This is a genomic window from Phyllobacterium sp. T2-21 (assembly GCF_055378485.1).
In genome coordinates this window covers 205,328-221,478 of sequence record NZ_AP027912.1, presented here as the reverse complement: position 1 = coordinate 221,478, position 16,151 = coordinate 205,328, and the positions used below count along the sequence as shown (strand labels likewise).

Genomic DNA, 16,151 nt, shown 5'->3' with positions numbered 1-16,151 from the left:
CCGGCCTGTTTTTGTTTGAGGCTGCCGGGGTGCATGGGCTGATCTTTGTTCTGCCGCATTAAGCCCGCACGATATGGCCGCTATATTCATGTTGAGAGGATTGACTAATGAGTTTTCGTTTGACCGCCATTGCGGTTTCCGCGCTTCTGGCCATGTCATTGGCCGGTTGTGAAACGAGCGAACAGAACCAGCGGGCCGGGACGGGCGCGTTGATCGGCGGCGGTGTCGGCGCACTCGCCGGACAGGCACTCGGACACAACACCAAGAGCACCGTGATCGGTGCGGCCGGCGGCGCGCTTCTCGGTGCTGCTGTCGGCACGGCAACGACGCCAAGCGGTGGCGGCAACGGCAATCAGAATCTTTGCCGTTATCAGCGGCCCGATGGCAGCATCTACAACGCCCCCTGCGAAGGCAATGGCGGCCGCGGCGCTGCCTATGGCGGATACAACAACAACGGTTACAACAACGGCGGCTACTGAGCGGCGCGTTGCTGAACGGATCCAGACAGGCCGGTTTTCCGGCCTGTTCTGTTTTATGCCATAAAGATATTTGACAGCGGCGCCAATCTCGCCGACAAGCGCCCGTCGGCACTGATGTCCGGCAATTGCGCTCCTTTTCCAGAACTGAAAAACCCATGGCTCCACCCCTTCTTCGTCTTGACCGGATTGCATTGACGTTTGGCGGCACGCCGCTCCTCAGCGATGCGGCGATTTCCGTCAGCGAGGGCGATCGCATTGCCCTTGTCGGCCGCAACGGGTCCGGCAAGTCGACGCTGCTCAAGATCGCAGCGGGCTTCATCACGCCGACCGACGGTGAAGTGTTCCGCCATCCCGGCGTCACCGTCCGCTATCTCGCCCAGGCGCCCGACATGGAGGGTTTTGCCAATGTCCGCGACTATGTCGAGGCAGGTCTGGGACCGGCGGACGATCTCTACCGCGTCAGCTACATTCTTGAACATCTCGGCCTGACCGGCGAGGAAAAGCCGGACAATCTGTCGGGCGGCGAGGCGCGGCGTGCGGCGCTGGCCAAGGTTCTCGCCCCCCAGCCCGATATCCTGCTTCTCGACGAGCCGACCAACCATCTCGACCTGACGACGATCGAATGGCTCGAAGGTGAATTGCGCCAGATCCGCTCCAGCATCGTGGTCATCTCCCATGACCGGCGGTTTCTGGAAAACATCAGTCGCTCGACCGTCTGGCTTGACCGCGGCGTTACGAAACGGCTCGACCAGGGCTTTGGCGCCTTCGAGGAATGGCGCGACAAGGTGCTGGAGGAAGAAGAGCGTGATCTGCACAAGCTCGGCCGCCAGATCGTGCGCGAGGAACACTGGTTACGTTACGGCGTTACGGCACGGCGCAAACGCAACATGCGGCGTCTCGGCGAACTCCAGTCCATGCGCGGGGAATTCCGCAATCATCGCCGTGCGCAGGGAACCGCCGTCCTGAAGGCCAGCGATGCCAGGGAATCCGGCAAGCTGGTGATCGAGGCCGAGCATCTGGTCAAGGCCTATGGCGAGCGCGTGCTGGTCAAGGATTTCTCCACGCGCATCCAGCGCGGCAACTGCGTCGGCTTTGTCGGTCCGAACGGTGTCGGCAAGACCACGCTTCTCTCCATGCTGACGGGTTTGCTCGCACCGGACAGCGGTTTCGTGCGCCTTGGCACCAATCTCGAAATCGCCTTTCTGGACCAGAAGCGCGACAGTCTTAACCTTGACCAGACCCTGTCCGATTATCTGACCGACGGGCGCGGCGAGAATGTCATCGTCAACGGCGAACAGCGCCATGTGGCGTCCTACATGAAGGACTTCCTGTTCCAGCCGGAGCAGTTGCGCACGCCGATCCGCGAACTGTCGGGCGGTGAGCGGGCGCGGCTCATGCTGGCGCGCGTCCTGGCCCGTCCGGCCAATCTGCTGGTGCTCGACGAGCCGACCAACGATCTCGACATGGAAACGCTCGACCTCCTGCAGGAGCTGGTGTCCGGTTTTGCTGGAACCGTGCTCCTGGTCAGCCATGACCGCGATTTCCTCGACCGTACCGTAACATCGGTGATTGCGCCGGAAGGCGACGGGCGCTGGCTCGAATATGCCGGCGGCTATACGGACATGCTGGCACAGCGCAAGGAAGCGCTGGCGACGCGCAAGGAGCTGAAGACGGCCAGGTCACCGGCCGCAACCGAAGCCGCCGGAGAGAAAACCGCAGTGCAGCGCGAGGAAAAGCGCAAACTGTCGTACAAGCAGAAATTCGCGCTGGAAAACCTGCCGGGCAAGATGGAAGCGCTGCACGCCGACATCCACAAGCTCGAGGCAAAACTTGCCGATCCGAACCTCTTTGCCAAAAACCCGCAGGTCTTCAACAAGACCGTCGAGGAAATAGGCAAGAAGCGGCACGATCTTGAGCGCTTTGAGGAAGAGTGGCTCGAGCTGGAAATGCTGCGCGAGGAAATCGAGGGCTAGAGCCTCACCTGTTCAGCCAACGCGGCAGGATCAGGTCGCCTTGGGCGCGATCTTGGCAGCGAGGTTTTCGATCCGCGTGGTGACTTCGGAAAGAACGCCGGTAATGGCCGTGTCGTTCTTGTCTGCCCTCTGCAAGGCTTCGTCGCGGCTCTTGCGCAGGGCGTCCGCCTCGTTTTCAAGCCCCTTCACCCGCATCTGCAATTCATGCAGCTCGTCCGTGATCATGATGCCGGCCATGACGGTCAGGCGCAGGTCGCCGATCTCACCGAACGACGATTTGAGGTGCGTCACGTAACGGTCGAACCGCTCGGCCAGACCGGTCAGATGCTGTTCCTGGCCTTCGTCACAGGCCATCCGGTAGGCTTTGCCGTCAATCGTAACTGTTACAGTGGCCATGGGCGTCTCTTTCAGCTGATAGCGGTATTACCGGTCCAGTACGGTGCGAATGGATTCCATCGCCGTTACGAGACGGCGGGAGACTTCCTTGTTGGCGGCTTCCAGACGTTCCGCACGTCCTTCCGATGCGTCCAGCTCCTGGGCCAGCCTGCGCCGGTCCATGTTCATGCGCTGGACTTCTTCCTCGGCTTCGGCAAAGTCACCCTCCTGCTCAAGGCGCATATCAACCGCGTCCTCGAGATGAGCCAAGGCTTTTGCCAATCGTTCCAGAACCTGCTTGAGGGTGGCTTCCGGTGCCATTTTCGCGTTTCCCCTGTGTGTCGCTCTTTTACGCGAATCGCAAAAAGAAGAACAGCTTATGCGCCGAAGTCTAGAGGGCACATCAACGTCGCGTCAATCAATCCGCGTTGTCACAGTCCAGTCATGCACCGATAATAAGCGTCTGCGACGAAAGAGCCTGCTTTTCGAACGCCTCAATTTGACTTAGGTTTTATTGACTCCCTGATGACACCTGCTATGTGTCGCGTGCCTTTTGGATCTTGTCTGAACCGGCGTCCAGAAACGGCATTTCCTATCCTCTTCGAAAGACGGTACACATGACCAATTCTGATAAATCCAACCAAATGGCCAATGCAATCCGCTTTCTGTCGGCCGATGCAGTGGAGAAGGCCAATTCCGGCCATCCCGGTCTTCCCATGGGCGCAGCTGATATTGCGACCGTTCTTTACACCCGTTTTCTCAAGCACGATCCGAAGGCGCCGCATTGGCCCGACCGCGATCGCTTTGTCCTTTCCGCCGGACATGGCTCGATGCTGCTCTATTCGGTGCTTTACCTCTCGGGTTACCAAGACATCACCATTGACCAGATCAAGAATTTCCGCCAGCTCGGCTCGCGCACGGCCGGTCATCCCGAATATGGCCACGCCGCCGGCATCGAAACCACCACGGGCCCGCTCGGCCAGGGCCTGGCCAATGCCGTGGGCATGGCACTGTCCGAACGCATCATGAATGCCCATTACGGCGACAAGCTCGTCGATCACCATACCTATGTGATCGCCGGTGACGGCTGCCTCATGGAAGGCATCAGCCAGGAAGCCCTCGCGCTTGCCGGTCATCTCAAGCTGAACAAGCTCATCGTTTTCTGGGACCACAACAACATTTCCATCGACGGCCCGGTGTCGCTGGCCGACAATACGGATCAGTGCGCCCGTTTCGAGGCTTCCGGCTGGAACTCGATCAATGTCGACGGTCATGACCAGGATGCGATTGCTGCCGCGATCGAAAAGGCCCACAAGTCCGACAAGCCGACCCTGATCGCCTGCAAGACGACCATCGGTTTCGGTGCGCCGACCAAGGCCGGCACCAACAAGGTGCACGGCTCGCCGCTCGGTGCGGAAGAACTCGCCGGTGCACGCAAGGCACTCGGCTGGACATCCGAGCCTTTTGTCGTTCCTGCCGACATTCTCGATACCTGGCGCGCCTCCGGTCAGCGCTCCGCCAAGGAGCATGCGGCATGGGAACAGCGCCTTGCGGCGACCGATGCGGAAACCCGCTCGGAGTTCGAGCGCCGTATCCGCGGCGATCTGCCCGGCAATTTCGAAGCCACGATCACGGCCTACAAGAAGAAGCTTTCGGAAGACAAGCCGAAGGTCGCGACCCGCAAGTCATCGGAAATGGCGCTTGAGGTCATCAACGGTGTCGTTCCCGAAACCATCGGCGGTTCCGCCGATCTGACCGGTTCCAACAACACCAAGACCAGCCAGACCCAGAACATCAGCCCCGATGATTACGGCCAGCGTTATGTGCATTACGGCATCCGCGAGCATGGCATGGCCGCTGCGATGAACGGCATGGCGCTGCATGGCGGCCTCATTCCCTATTCCGGCACATTCCTGACCTTCTCGGACTATGCCCGCGGCGCCATGCGCCTTTCCAGCCTCATGGGCATCCGCGTCATCTATGTGATGACGCATGATTCCATCGGTCTCGGTGAAGATGGCCCGACGCACCAGCCGGTCGAACATCTGGCAGCCCTGCGCGCCATTCCGAACAACTATGTGTTCCGTCCTGCGGATGCCGTGGAGACGGTGGAATGCTGGGAACTGGCGCTGAAATCCCGCAAGACGCCGTCGACATTGGCGCTGACACGCCAGAACCTGCCGACGGTCCGCACCGACCACGTCGACGAGAACAAGTGCGCCTACGGTGCCTATGAACTGGCTCCGGCCAGCGGCAAGGCCGCGGTGACGATTTTCGCGACCGGTTCTGAAGTCGAAATTGCTCTGGCGGCCCGTGCGCAGCTGGAAAAGGACGGTCATCCGGCCCGCGTCGTTTCCGTGCCCTGCTTCGAACTCTTCGAACAGCAGAGCGAAGACTACAAGCGCGCGCTGATCGGCGATGCTCCGGTCAAGGTTGCGGTGGAAGCTGCGATCCGCCTCGGCTGGGACCGTTTCATCGGCCTCGATGGTATCTTTGTCGGCATGACCGGTTTTGGTGCCAGCGGCCCGATCGAAGAGCTTTACAAGCATTTCGGCATCACCGCGGAAGCCATCGTCGCGGCTGCGGAAGGCAAGTTGAAATAATCGGCGGATCTACCGCTTCACACCATTCATCAAGGGCTCCTCACTACCCCCAAGGAGAAACTAAAAAATGACAGTTCGCGTTGCAATCAACGGGTTTGGCCGCATTGGCCGCAATGTTCTTCGCGCCATTATCGAATCCGGCCGCACCGACATCAAGGTTGTCGGCATCAACGATCTGGGTCCGGTCGAGACCAATGCCCACCTGATGCGTTACGACTCCGTGCACGGCCGTTTCCCCGGCACTGTAACGGTTTCCGGCGATACCATCGACGTCGGCCAGGGCCCGATCAAGGTCACTGCCGTGCGCAATCCGGCAGAATTGCCGTGGAAAGAGCTCAACGTTGATATCGCGCTGGAATGCACCGGCATTTTCACGGCGCGTGACAAGGCGGCAGCCCATCTTGAAGCCGGCGCCAAGCGCGTCATCGTGTCGGCGCCTGCTGACGGTGCCGACCTGACGGTTGTGTTCGGTGTGAACCATCACAAGCTGACCAAGGAACACCTGGTTATTTCCAATGCGTCCTGCACCACCAACTGCCTTGCCCCGGTTGCATTTGTGCTCAACGAAGCTGTTGGCATCGATCATGGTTTCATGACCACGATCCACAGCTATACCGGCGACCAGCCGACGCTTGACACCATGCACAAGGATCTCTATCGCGGCCGTGCGGCTGCGCTGTCGATGATCCCGACATCGACCGGTGCCGCCAAGGCTGTTGGCCTCGTCCTGCCGGAACTCAACGGCAAGCTCGACGGCAGCTCGATCCGCGTCCCGACGCCCAATGTCTCGGTTGTGGACTTCAAGTTCGTTGCCAAGCGCGCGACGACGGTCGCCGAGATCAACGATGCCATCAAGTCTGCCGCCAACGGCAAGCTGAAGGGTATCCTTGGCTATACCGACGCTCCGAATGTCTCGATCGACTTCAACCACGACCCGCATTCATCCGTGTTCCATCTCGACCAGACCAAGGTCATGGAAGGAACATTCGTGCGCGTCCTGTCGTGGTACGACAATGAGTGGGGCTTCTCGAACCGCATGGCCGACACGGCCGTCGCGTTCAGCAAGGTCATCTGAGACGCTTGCTCCGATATGAGTTGAACGGCAGGCGTTTACACCCCCCTCTGTCCTGCCGGACATCTCCCCCACAAGGGGGGAGATCAGCTTTCAGATTTGTTGATGCACATCATCGAATGTGACGATGAGCGATAACACCAATGCCAATGTGATCTCCCCCCCTTGTGGGGGAGATGGGCGGTAGCCCAGAGGGGGGTGCTGGCAAATTCAGATGAGGGGTAATCACCATGCCAGCTTTCAAGACACTCGATGATGCCGATGTTGCGGGAAAACGCGTTCTTCTGCGCGTCGACCTCAACGTACCGGTTGCCAATGGCCACGTGACCGATGCCACCCGGATCGAGCGTGTCGCTCCTACCATCCTTGAATTGTCGAAAAAGGGCGCCAAGGTCATCCTGCTCGCGCATTTCGGCCGTCCGAAGGATGGGCCGACGCCGGAATTCAGCCTGAAGCCCATCGCGCATGCGGTGGCCAAGGTGATCGGCCAAAACGTGCATTTCGCCGAGGACAGCATCGGCGCGAAGGCGGCCGAAGCCGTCGCCAAGCTCGGGAACGGCGATATCCTGCTTCTGGAAAACACCCGTTTCCACAAGGGCGAGGAAAAGAACGATCCGGCCTATGTCAAGGCACTGGCCGTCAATGGCGATGTCTACGTCAATGACGCGTTTTCTGCCGCGCACCGCGCCCACGCCTCGACCGAGGGTCTGGCGCACGTGCTGCCGGCCTATGCGGGCCGTACCATGCAGGCGGAGCTCGAAGCGCTGGAAAGCGGTCTCGGCAATCCGAAGCGTCCGGTGGTTGCAGTTGTCGGCGGTGCCAAGGTGTCGTCCAAGCTCGATCTCCTCGGCAATCTCGTCGAGAAGGTCGATGCGCTGGTGATCGGCGGCGGCATGGCCAATACATTCCTGGCGGCGCAGGGCGTCAAGGTCGGCAAATCGCTGTGCGAGCATGACCTCGCCGACACGGCCCGCGAGATCATGGGCAAGGCGCAGGCGGCCAACTGCACCATCATCCTGCCGGTCGACGCGATCGTTGCCTGGCATTTCGAAGCCAATGCACCGTTCCATGCCTACGGTCTGGATGCCATCCCCGAGGATGGCATGATCCTCGATGTCGGCCCCCAGTCGATCGAGCGCATCAAGGGTGCCATCGACGATGCGGCAACTCTGGTGTGGAACGGTCCGCTGGGCGCGTTCGAGCTGACACCGTTCGACAAGGCAACCGTTGCAGCGGCGCGGCATGTGGCCGAGCGCACCAAGTCGGGCCATCTGGTTTCGGTTGCCGGCGGCGGCGACACGGTGGCGGCGCTCAACCATGCGGGCATTGCCGATGATCTGACCTATGTGTCGACCGCAGGCGGCGCCTTCCTCGAATGGATGGAAGGCAAGCCGCTTCCGGGCGTCGACGTCCTCAAGCGTTGATGGCCTGTTCAAGGCGTGATCCGGGGTCCTTGCGGGGCCCCGGATTAACGAAGAACAGAAAATGTTATCCTGTTAAATCGGTTGAAAAAATTTCAATCGTTTCAAAGGCTTGAACTGCCATTCCGTTTGATATGAGCTTCTGGTATGGGCCAGACCACTAGAAACGGAGTGCATGATCTATGAGCGAACGCCTGGAAGATATCGCGATTGCAATGGTTGCCAGCGGCAAGGGCCTGCTTGCTGCGGATGAAAGTACCGCAACGATCAAGAAGCGGTTCGATACGATTGGGCTGGAATCGACAGCCGATAGCCGCCGCGACTATCGCGAAATGCTGTTCCGCTCGGACGATGCCATGAAGAACTACATCTCCGGCGTCATTCTTTACGATGAAACCCTGCGTCAGAACGCCAAGGACGGCACGCCTTTCGTGCAGATCCTGAAAGCGGCTGGCAGCATTGCGGGCATCAAGGTCGATGCCGGTGCCAAGAACCTCGCCGGTTTTGCCGACGAGACCATTACGGAAGGCCTTGATGGCCTGCGTGAGCGGCTGGCTGAATATCACAAGCTGGGCGCGCGCTTTGCCAAATGGCGCGGCGTCATCAATATTTCCGATGCCCTGCCAAGCTGGGGTGCGGTCAAGCAGAATGCACAGGCTCTGGCCCGTTATGCCGCCCTTTGCCAGGAAGCCGGCATCGTGCCTATCGTCGAACCGGAAGTGCTGATGGATGGCAAGCCGGGCACCCACACGATCGAGCGCTGCTACGACGTGACCGAATGGGTGTTGAAGACCGTTTTCACTGAGCTCTACGATGCCCGCGTCGTGCTGGAGGGCATGATCCTCAAGCCGAACATGGTCATCGACGGCAAGAATGCCCGCAAGGCGTCGGTTGAACAGGTTGCCGAGCAGACCCTGCGTGTCTTGAAGTCGACGGTTCCATCCGCCGTGCCCGGCATTGCCTTCCTCTCCGGCGGCCAGTCGGACGAAGAAGCAACGGCGCATCTCTCGGCGATGAATGCCGCCCATGGCCTGCCATGGAAGCTGACATTCTCCTATGGCCGCGCCCTGCAGGCTGCTGCGTTGAGCGCCTGGAACGGCAAGTCGGAAAATGTTGCAGCCGGTCAGCGCGCCTTCACGCACCGCGCCAAAATGAATAGCCTTGCCGCAACCGGCGGCTGGAAAAAGGACCTGGAAAAGGCCGCTTAAGCGTTTTTTATACAAAAACAGCTCTCATAGAGCCCGGGCCGGAATCAGGTCCGGGTTTTTTGTGTGCTGTGAGGACCGTTTGACCAAACCATCGGCTTTCCATCCGCTTGTCAGCTGGCTGCTGTTTCCGGTCTATGCGTGGCAGGGCATTGCCGTGCGGCTGAAGACCGAACGCATGCTGCCGCCGCCAGCCTTTCCCGTGGGCGAGATTGCAGGCAAAGAGCCGGCCATCCGCCTGCTGGTGCTGGGCGATTCCTCCGCGGCCGGTGTCGGGGTGAGCGATGTCTGGCAAAGTCTCTGCGTGCGGCTTGCCGTGTATCTGCAGGGGCGAACCGGGCGCAAGATCATCTGGCGCGCCGCCGGGTTCAATTCGGCGACGTCAGGCCAGCTGCGCGATCATGTGGTGCCCAATATCGAGCGGGGCATGTGGACCCATATCGTTCTGACGACCGGCACCAACGACACCAAGAATTTCCACTCTGTCGCCCGTTTCAAAAGGGAATTCGGCGGGTTGCTCTATGCGCTGAAGGCAAAGTGGCCGGAGACCTCGGTCGTCTGGTCGCCGGTCATCGATTTCCGCGACGTGCCGGCGATGCCGCCGCTGCTCGGGCGCATTCTGGAAGGGCGGGCCAGTGCCATCAACGCCATGGGCGAGCGGCTCTGCCGCGAACGTTCGGCAATAGCGGCGCCGCGCCTGCCGGTGGAAGGGCCGGCAGGCTTTTCCAGCGACGGTTTCCATGCCTCCGCCCACGGCTACGACGCCTGGGCGAAACATCTCGTGCCCTATGTGCTTAATCTTTCGAATGGCGAGAAGGCGGCGGGCTAAGTTCGTCCGCAGCCGCAGAATCGAGCAGGAGCAGCGGCGCGATCCGGCCGGTCTGCGGCACGTGGCTGACGATATGAACGCGATTGTCGGTATCGCGATGGATCGAATAGACCAGCTCGCCTTCTCGGCTGTGGTCCGACGGGCTGCGTTCGATACGAAACCACAGTGTCAGCGCCACCAGCCCTAATACGAAAGCAGGCGGAACGACGAGCCACAGCACTTTCAACCAATCGGACAGCGATTGGTACGTGTCAAAAAAATCTTGCCAGAAGTTGTAATCTTGCATTGCGCACTCCTGCGCTTCAAATAATTCGGGCTAAAAACTTTACTCATAGTCTATGGTATTCTCATATCGTTCATTGCCCGTTGATGCAATGAATCTTGAGAAGAAATTTGGCCAAAACGTACGATACTGGCGTAAAAAACGCGGACTCTCACAAGAAGAGTTTGCTGATCGGGCACATCTGCATCCCACCTATGTGAGCGGGATCGAGTCCGGACACAGGAATCCGACCATAAAGGTTATTGAACGCATTGCCGATGCGCTTGACGTCGAGCCCGCAGCGTTGCTGTCTCTTCTCTTGGATGAGTGACCTGACGGACTCGAGGCTTGCCATTGGCAAACATACTGGAAGCTGGCATTCCCATCGTGCGTGGTTCGACAGGCTCACCATGAGGGAGTGCGAGGATTGCAGGGAGTTCCATCCTGCAACGTTTCCGATTGGCCTTGCAGCCCATACAACCTCCCTCGTGGTGAGCCTCCTGAGCTTGTCGAAGGGCGAACCACGGCATGACAGTTTTGCAGAATGAAGAAGCAAACCCAGTTTGAATGGGCATGGTGTTGTCACTTAAGGGAACAAAACTCATAACCCGCTGTGGCTCAGCACCACGACGACCAGCATCGCAAATATCGCTCCGGCGGCGATTTTCCAGAAATCCCCGCGCTTCTTCATGCCGGGCCAGCCCAATGGCTTGATCAGATGCAGCGCCATCAGGAGGATCAGCAGCAGCGGCAGAATCTTGAGCATCGTCGTTACAAAGCCTGCCGCCTGAGGGGAACGGGTGAGTGGGGATTCGACAAGTGTGTGATCCCGCACCAATTGTCAAATCCGCCTTTGACTCCGGGGCGCACATTGGGGAAGGTACGCCATCTGGGAGGATATTCATGACATCACGCTATGCACAGGTCTACCGGGATTGGCAGTCCGATCCGGAGGGATTTTGGGCCAAGGCCGCCGAGGCCATCGACTGGTCGCGGCCGTGGGAACAGGTCTTCGATGCCACGCATCAGCCCTATGGCCGCTGGTATCCGGGAGCGGAGTGCAACACCTGCTATAACGCCGTCGACCGTCACGTGGAGCGCGGCCGGGGTGATCAGGTCGCCCTGATCTATGACAGCGCGGTGACCGGCACGGGACGCAAGATCACCTATGCCGCCTTGCTCGACGAGGTGAACGCGCTGGCGGCGGTGCTGACCGACAGGGGCGTCGCCAGGGGCGACCGCGTCATCATCTACATGGCGATGGTGCCGGAAGCCGTGGTGGCCATGCTGGCCTGCGCACGCATCGGCGCGGTGCATTCCGTTGTTTTCGGCGGGTTTGCCGCCCACGAGCTGGCCACGCGCATCGACGATGCCAAGCCGGTGATGATCATTGCCACCTCCTGCGGCCTCGAACCGGGCCGGGTGGTGGCCTACAAGCCGATGCTGGACAAGGCCATCGAGCAGGCGGCGCACAAGGTTACCTCCTGTCTCATTCTCGTGCGTCCGCAACAGCCGCACGAACTGGTGGCCGGGCGCGATGTCGACTACGCCGCAGCTGTCGCGGCCGCCAGCGGGCGGAAAGTCCCCTGCGCGCGCGTCAAGGCAACGGACCCGCTCTACATCCTCTATACCTCGGGCACCACGGGGCAGCCCAAGGGCGTGGTGCGCGACAATGGTGGCCATCTCGTTGCGCTGGCATGGTCGATGGGCGCGGTCTACGACACGGCTGCGGGCGAGGTGTTCTGGGCCGCCTCCGATATCGGCTGGGCGGTCGGTCACTCCTATATCGCCTATGCCCCGCTGTTCATCGGCGCGACAAGCGTCCTGTTCGAAGGCAAGCCGGTGGGAACGCCCGATGCCGGCACATTCTGGCGGGTGATTGCCGACCACAAGGTCAAGGTGCTGTTCACGGCGCCGACAGCGTTCCGTGCCATCAAGAAGGAAGATCCGAAGGGCGAGTTCATCGGCAAATATGATCTGTCCTCGCTGCGATATCTGTTTCTGGCGGGCGAGCGGGCGGATACGGATACGATCAAATGGGCCGAGGAAAAGCTTGGCATTCCCGTCATCGACCATTGGTGGCAGACGGAGAGCGGCTGGCCCATGGCGGCCAATCCGGCAGGTCTCGGCATGCTGCCGGTCAAATACGGGTCGCCGACCGTGCCCATGCCCGGCTATGACGTGCAGGTGCTGGATGACGCCGGGCACCCGGTCAAGCGCGGCGAACTCGGCAATATCGTGGTCAAGCTGCCCCTGCCGCCCGCCTGCCTGCCGACGCTGTGGAACGCCGACCAGCGGTTCCGCGACGCCTATATGGCGGAATTCCCCGGCTATTACAAAACCGCCGATGCGGGGATCATCGATGAAGACGGCTATATCTACATCATGAGCCGGACCGACGACATCATCAATGTCGCCGGACACCGACTGTCGACGGGGTCGATGGAGGAGGTGCTATCAAGCCATCCGGATGTGGCGGAATGCGCCGTCATCGGCATTGCCGATCATCTGAAGGGCCAGGTTCCCTGCGGTTTCATCGTGCTCAAATCGGGTGTTACCCGGGCGGCTGCTGATATCGAGCAGGAATGCGTCGCCCTGATCCGCGAGCGGATCGGCCCGGTTGCGGCCTTCAAGATCGCGGTGACGGCCAAGCGGCTGCCGAAAACCCGGTCCGGCAAGATCCTGCGCGGGACGATGCAGAAGATTGCCGATCAGGAGCCGTGGAACATGCCGGCCACCATCGACGACCCCGCCATCCTCGACGAGATCAAGGCCGTGCTCAACGCCAGGGGTATCGGCATTCCCGCCGGTTGACCGCCCCCAAACGATCCTGTTCCGGTCAAATCCATGCCCGCATCTTTCTCGCTTCTGCTGACAGGCTCCTGACAGAAGGTTGTCAGGAGGGGTGTGCGATAGTGTCTTCGTAAGCAAAGGAGACAGGGTCATGAATATGGTTGATTTTGGAATCATCGGAACGGTCAGCCGCCTGTGGTCGCGGTATGCATATCTGCGTGACGAAATGCGGACTGAACGCTCCGTCAGCGCACTCCCGGACTATCTGCTGAAGGACATCGGCTGGCCCGATGCCTATGCGGAACGTCTGGCACGGCGCAATTCAATGAAGGACGCCGCCGGCAATGACAATGCCGGCGCCGTTCGCCAATCCGGCCGTTCGCGGCGTCCGGCCCATGCGGCAGCCGGAAAAACAAGCCAAAACGGACATTTCAAGCTAGAATACTGATCAGTGACGCCGAAAGGGAGCATCGTGATGGACCAGAAAAAGACGATCGGCCTCGTATTCATCGATGAGTTTGCCGATTGGGAGTTCGGTCTGCTTTCCGGATCAGCCGTCGAATGGTTTGGTGTGCGGGCGGTTGCTCTGGCCCCGACGGCGGGTCCCCTCAGGTCCATTGGCGGATTGCATCTCGTGCCGGACCGCGGACTTGATCCGCAGGAGAACGCGGATCTGGATGCGGTTGCGGTGATCGGCGCCAACACCTGGCCGTCGGAAGATGCTCCTGACATTGCACCCCTGCTGCATTCGGTTTTGTCACGCGGCGGCATTGTGGGCGGCATCTGCGGCGGGACGCTGGCTCTTGCCCGCGCGGGTGTCTTCGAAGGGCGCAGACACACCAGCAACGGTGCGGGCTGGATACAGTCCCAGATCGGCGACTATGCCGGTTCCTCGCTGTATCAGGACGTGCCCCATGCGGTGCGCGACGCGCAGATTGTCAGCGCGGCCGGATCGGCGCCGGGCACTTTTGCCATGGAATTTCTCGAAGCGTTCCTGCCGGAGCAGGCGGAACAGATTGCCGGGATGCGCAGCTTTATTGCGCGCGAGTACCAGGCAGGCTTGAAGGATTAAGCAGCATGCGGCGTGCAGATCGTCTCTTTCAGATCGTACAGAAACTCCGGGGCGGGCGGCTGGTTACCGCGCGCCAGCTGGCGGAAAAGCTCGAAGTGTCCGAGCGCACCATCTATCGCGATATTGCCGACCTCCAGTCGACCGGCGTGCCGATCGACGGCGAGGCGGGGGTGGGCTATATCCTGCGGGAAGGCTTTGACCTGCCGCCGCTGATGTTCACGCGCGACGAGGTGGTCGCGCTGGTTGCCGGCGCCCGGCTGATAACGGCCTGGGGCGGCGCCTCCATGGCGCGTGCAGCGGAAGAAGCCATCATCAAGATCGGGGCTGTTCTGCCCAAGGATGACCGGCCGCGCATTGCCAACACGCATATTCATTCGTCCGGAACCAATATCAGCAGCCATGACCGGGCGATGATCGATCTTGCCGAGAATGCGGCGGACCAGTGCCAGGTGCTGTCCGTGGCCTACAAGGACATGGACGGCAAGGAAAGCATGCGGGACATCAGGCCGCTCGGACTGTGGTTCTGGGGCAAGGTCTGGACCGTGATCAGCTGGTGCGAATTGCGCAATGATTTCCGCACATTCCGCATCGACCGGATCACCAGGGCCGAGAAGGCCCAGCGCATCTTCCGGCAGGAGCGCGGCAAGACGCTGGCCGATTTCTACCGGCGGATGGAACTCAGCGAAGCGCCCGATGCCAAGAAGGCGTCTTAACCAGCTGTCTGGCCCGTCATGAGCGAGGCGGCAAAATCCTCCCGGTTCAAGGCAAAGTATCTGTATGGGGCGCCGTCGTGCGTGGCTGTGAGGCCGATCTTTTGCGCCACACGAATGGACGCCGCATTGTCCGGATGGATTGCGGCAACGATGCGCTTGATGCCAGCCTGCCCGAAGGCGTGCACGACGAGCGGCCGGGCAGCTTCCGTCGCATAGCCCTTGCCCCAGGCGTGGCGATTGAGCCGCCAGCCGATTTCAATGTCCGGCCCCACCGCATCGTCCGGGATCAATAGGACCCAGCCGAGAAACCGTTGCGGCTTGTCGCGCGCAAAGATCGACCAATAACCGAGATCCGGGCCGAAATCCGCCTCCATGCGCGCGGTGATGAAACGGCGATGCGCATCGGGATTCGTCCAGGGCCCCGGTATGAACCGGGTCACCTCCGGATCGCGATCCATGGCCATGCAGTCTTCCAGATCAGCCATGGTGCGCGGGCGCAGGAAAAGCCGTTCCGTCTCGAATGTCGGCAGCAAGGCTGTATCTCCCGTAAAAGAAAAAAGCTCCACCGGAGGAGGAGCTTTCTCGATTCAGGGACTACCCGTCAAGGCAATCAAATGGCTTATTCTTCCTCGTCTTCGTCCGTATTGCGGCCCTTGAGCGAGGAAAGCTTGGCGAAAACCTTGTCCGCATCGAGCTCTTCGTCCTCTTCGCGGACGGCTGGCTGGATATCCAGGTTTTCCGTGGCCGACGCCGGCAGCAATGTATCGCCGCCTTCGCCGGGCTGGACCGGGCGGTTGCGGGAAGAACGCTCGACCTCGAGGTCAAGGTCGATCTGCGAGCACAGGCCGAGGGTGACCGGGTCCATCGGCTGGAGATTGTTGGAATTCCAGTGGGTGCGGTTGCGGATCTGCTCGATGGTCGACTTCGTCGTGCCGATGAGGCGCGAAACCTGCGCATCCTTCAGTTCCGGATGGTTGCGCACCAGCCACAGGATGGCGTTGGGACGATCCTGGCGCTTGGACAGCGGCGTGTAGCGCGGTCCTTTGCGCTTGGCTTCGGGCACGCGCACCTTCGGCTCAAGAATCTTCAATTTGTGATTGATGTCGGCTTCGCCCCTGGCGATTTCCTCACGCGACAGCTGGCCGGTCATCAGCGGATCCAGTCCCTTGATGCCCTGGGCCGATTCACCGTCGGCAATCGCTTTCACCTCAAGCGGGTGCAGTTTGCAGAAGGCGGCAATCTGGTCAAAAGACAGAGCGGTGTTGTCGACAAGCCAGACGGCCGTTGCCTTTGGCATGAGAAGCTGGGTGGCCATTGAATATAGTCCTCTCGTTCGTCCGCTCCGGTGAGGCGG

18 protein-coding genes are annotated in these 16,151 nt (G+C 60.6%); 12 read left to right on the top strand and 6 right to left on the bottom strand.

The features are described 5' to 3' along the window. Positions 1–107 precede the first annotated feature (107 nt). Positions 108–479: a YMGG-like glycine zipper-containing protein gene (locus tag ACZ5FP_RS01145; RefSeq protein WP_223613716.1), complete on the top strand. Its 372-nt coding sequence runs from the start codon at positions 108–110 to the stop codon at positions 477–479. A gap of 155 nt (positions 480–634) precedes the next feature. Next, positions 635–2,452: an ABC-F family ATP-binding cassette domain-containing protein gene (locus ACZ5FP_RS01140; protein ID WP_464661647.1), complete on the top strand. Its 1,818-nt coding sequence runs from the start codon at positions 635–637 to the stop codon at positions 2,450–2,452. A 30-nt stretch (positions 2,453–2,482) separates the two neighbouring features. Here the strand turns inward: ACZ5FP_RS01140 and ACZ5FP_RS01135 are convergent, their stop codons facing one another. Further along, positions 2,483–2,848, bottom strand: coding sequence for a cell division protein ZapA (locus tag ACZ5FP_RS01135; RefSeq protein WP_223613714.1), 366 nt, complete (start codon positions 2,846–2,848; stop codon positions 2,483–2,485). A gap of 27 nt (positions 2,849–2,875) precedes the next feature. Next, positions 2,876–3,148 (bottom strand): DUF4164 domain-containing protein, encoded by a 273-nt coding sequence (locus ACZ5FP_RS01130; RefSeq protein ID WP_223613713.1) that lies wholly within the window; start codon positions 3,146–3,148, stop codon positions 2,876–2,878. A gap of 296 nt (positions 3,149–3,444) precedes the next feature. Here ACZ5FP_RS01130 and tkt point away from each other — a divergent pair, with 296 nt between their 5' ends. From tkt to ACZ5FP_RS01105, 5 genes are all read left to right on the top strand, one after another. Further along, positions 3,445–5,430: a transketolase gene (gene tkt, locus ACZ5FP_RS01125; protein ID WP_464661645.1), complete on the top strand. Its 1,986-nt coding sequence runs from the start codon at positions 3,445–3,447 to the stop codon at positions 5,428–5,430. A gap of 67 nt (positions 5,431–5,497) precedes the next feature. Continuing rightward, positions 5,498–6,505: a type I glyceraldehyde-3-phosphate dehydrogenase gene (gene gap, locus ACZ5FP_RS01120; protein ID WP_105734389.1), complete on the top strand. Its 1,008-nt coding sequence runs from the start codon at positions 5,498–5,500 to the stop codon at positions 6,503–6,505. 227 nt (positions 6,506–6,732) lie between these two features. Next, positions 6,733–7,926: a phosphoglycerate kinase gene (locus tag ACZ5FP_RS01115; protein ID WP_464661644.1), complete on the top strand. Its 1,194-nt coding sequence runs from the start codon at positions 6,733–6,735 to the stop codon at positions 7,924–7,926. 179 nt (positions 7,927–8,105) lie between these two features. Beyond that, complete coding sequence (locus ACZ5FP_RS01110) at positions 8,106–9,131, top strand: class I fructose-bisphosphate aldolase (RefSeq protein ID WP_464661643.1); 1,026 nt, start codon at positions 8,106–8,108, stop codon at positions 9,129–9,131. Between the two features lie 79 nt (positions 9,132–9,210). Further along, positions 9,211–9,957 (top strand): SGNH/GDSL hydrolase family protein, encoded by a 747-nt coding sequence (locus ACZ5FP_RS01105; RefSeq protein ID WP_464661642.1) that lies wholly within the window; start codon positions 9,211–9,213, stop codon positions 9,955–9,957. On the opposite strand, the gene ACZ5FP_RS01100 is transcribed toward ACZ5FP_RS01105, so the two are convergent. Further along, positions 9,923–10,243: a hypothetical protein gene (locus tag ACZ5FP_RS01100; RefSeq protein ID WP_464661640.1), complete on the bottom strand. Its 321-nt coding sequence runs from the start codon at positions 10,241–10,243 to the stop codon at positions 9,923–9,925. The two genes, ACZ5FP_RS01105 and ACZ5FP_RS01100, sit on opposite strands and share 35 nt — an antisense overlap. 88 nt (positions 10,244–10,331) lie before the next feature. Here ACZ5FP_RS01100 and ACZ5FP_RS01095 point away from each other — a divergent pair, with 88 nt between their 5' ends. Continuing rightward, entirely contained in the window at positions 10,332–10,550 is a 219-nt protein-coding gene (locus ACZ5FP_RS01095; protein WP_403180480.1) for a helix-turn-helix domain-containing protein, read from the top strand. A gap of 270 nt (positions 10,551–10,820) precedes the next feature. Here ACZ5FP_RS01095 and ACZ5FP_RS01090 read toward each other — a convergent pair whose 3' ends face one another. Beyond that, positions 10,821–11,054, bottom strand: coding sequence for a hypothetical protein (locus tag ACZ5FP_RS01090; protein ID WP_464663352.1), 234 nt, complete (start codon positions 11,052–11,054; stop codon positions 10,821–10,823). Positions 11,055–11,122: 68 nt separating this feature from the next. Between ACZ5FP_RS01090 and ACZ5FP_RS01085 the strand changes: the two genes are divergently transcribed. From ACZ5FP_RS01085 to ACZ5FP_RS01070, 4 genes are all read left to right on the top strand, one after another. Then, a complete protein-coding gene (locus tag ACZ5FP_RS01085; protein WP_464661638.1) occupies positions 11,123–13,033 on the top strand; it encodes a propionyl-CoA synthetase in 1,911 nt (636 codons plus the stop codon). A gap of 130 nt (positions 13,034–13,163) precedes the next feature. Next, positions 13,164–13,460 carry a DUF1127 domain-containing protein gene (locus ACZ5FP_RS01080; RefSeq protein WP_464661636.1) on the top strand — a complete coding sequence of 99 codons (297 nt, stop codon included), beginning with the start codon at positions 13,164–13,166 and terminating at the stop codon, positions 13,458–13,460. 27 nt (positions 13,461–13,487) lie between these two features. Then, positions 13,488–14,084: a DJ-1/PfpI family protein gene (locus ACZ5FP_RS01075; protein WP_464661635.1), complete on the top strand. Its 597-nt coding sequence runs from the start codon at positions 13,488–13,490 to the stop codon at positions 14,082–14,084. A gap of 5 nt (positions 14,085–14,089) precedes the next feature. Next, a complete protein-coding gene (locus tag ACZ5FP_RS01070) occupies positions 14,090–14,797 on the top strand; it encodes a helix-turn-helix transcriptional regulator (RefSeq protein ID WP_223613704.1) in 708 nt (235 codons plus the stop codon). On the opposite strand, the gene ACZ5FP_RS01065 is transcribed toward ACZ5FP_RS01070, so the two are convergent. Together ACZ5FP_RS01065 and ACZ5FP_RS01060 are read right to left on the bottom strand one after the other, a co-directional pair. Next, positions 14,794–15,330 carry a GNAT family N-acetyltransferase gene (locus ACZ5FP_RS01065; protein WP_464661632.1) on the bottom strand — a complete coding sequence of 179 codons (537 nt, stop codon included), beginning with the start codon at positions 15,328–15,330 and terminating at the stop codon, positions 14,794–14,796. The genes ACZ5FP_RS01070 and ACZ5FP_RS01065 overlap by 4 nt on opposite strands. Before the next feature lie 86 nt (positions 15,331–15,416). Next, complete coding sequence (locus ACZ5FP_RS01060) at positions 15,417–16,112, bottom strand: DUF1013 domain-containing protein (RefSeq protein ID WP_223613702.1); 696 nt, start codon at positions 16,110–16,112, stop codon at positions 15,417–15,419. Positions 16,113–16,151: the final 39 nt, after the last annotated feature.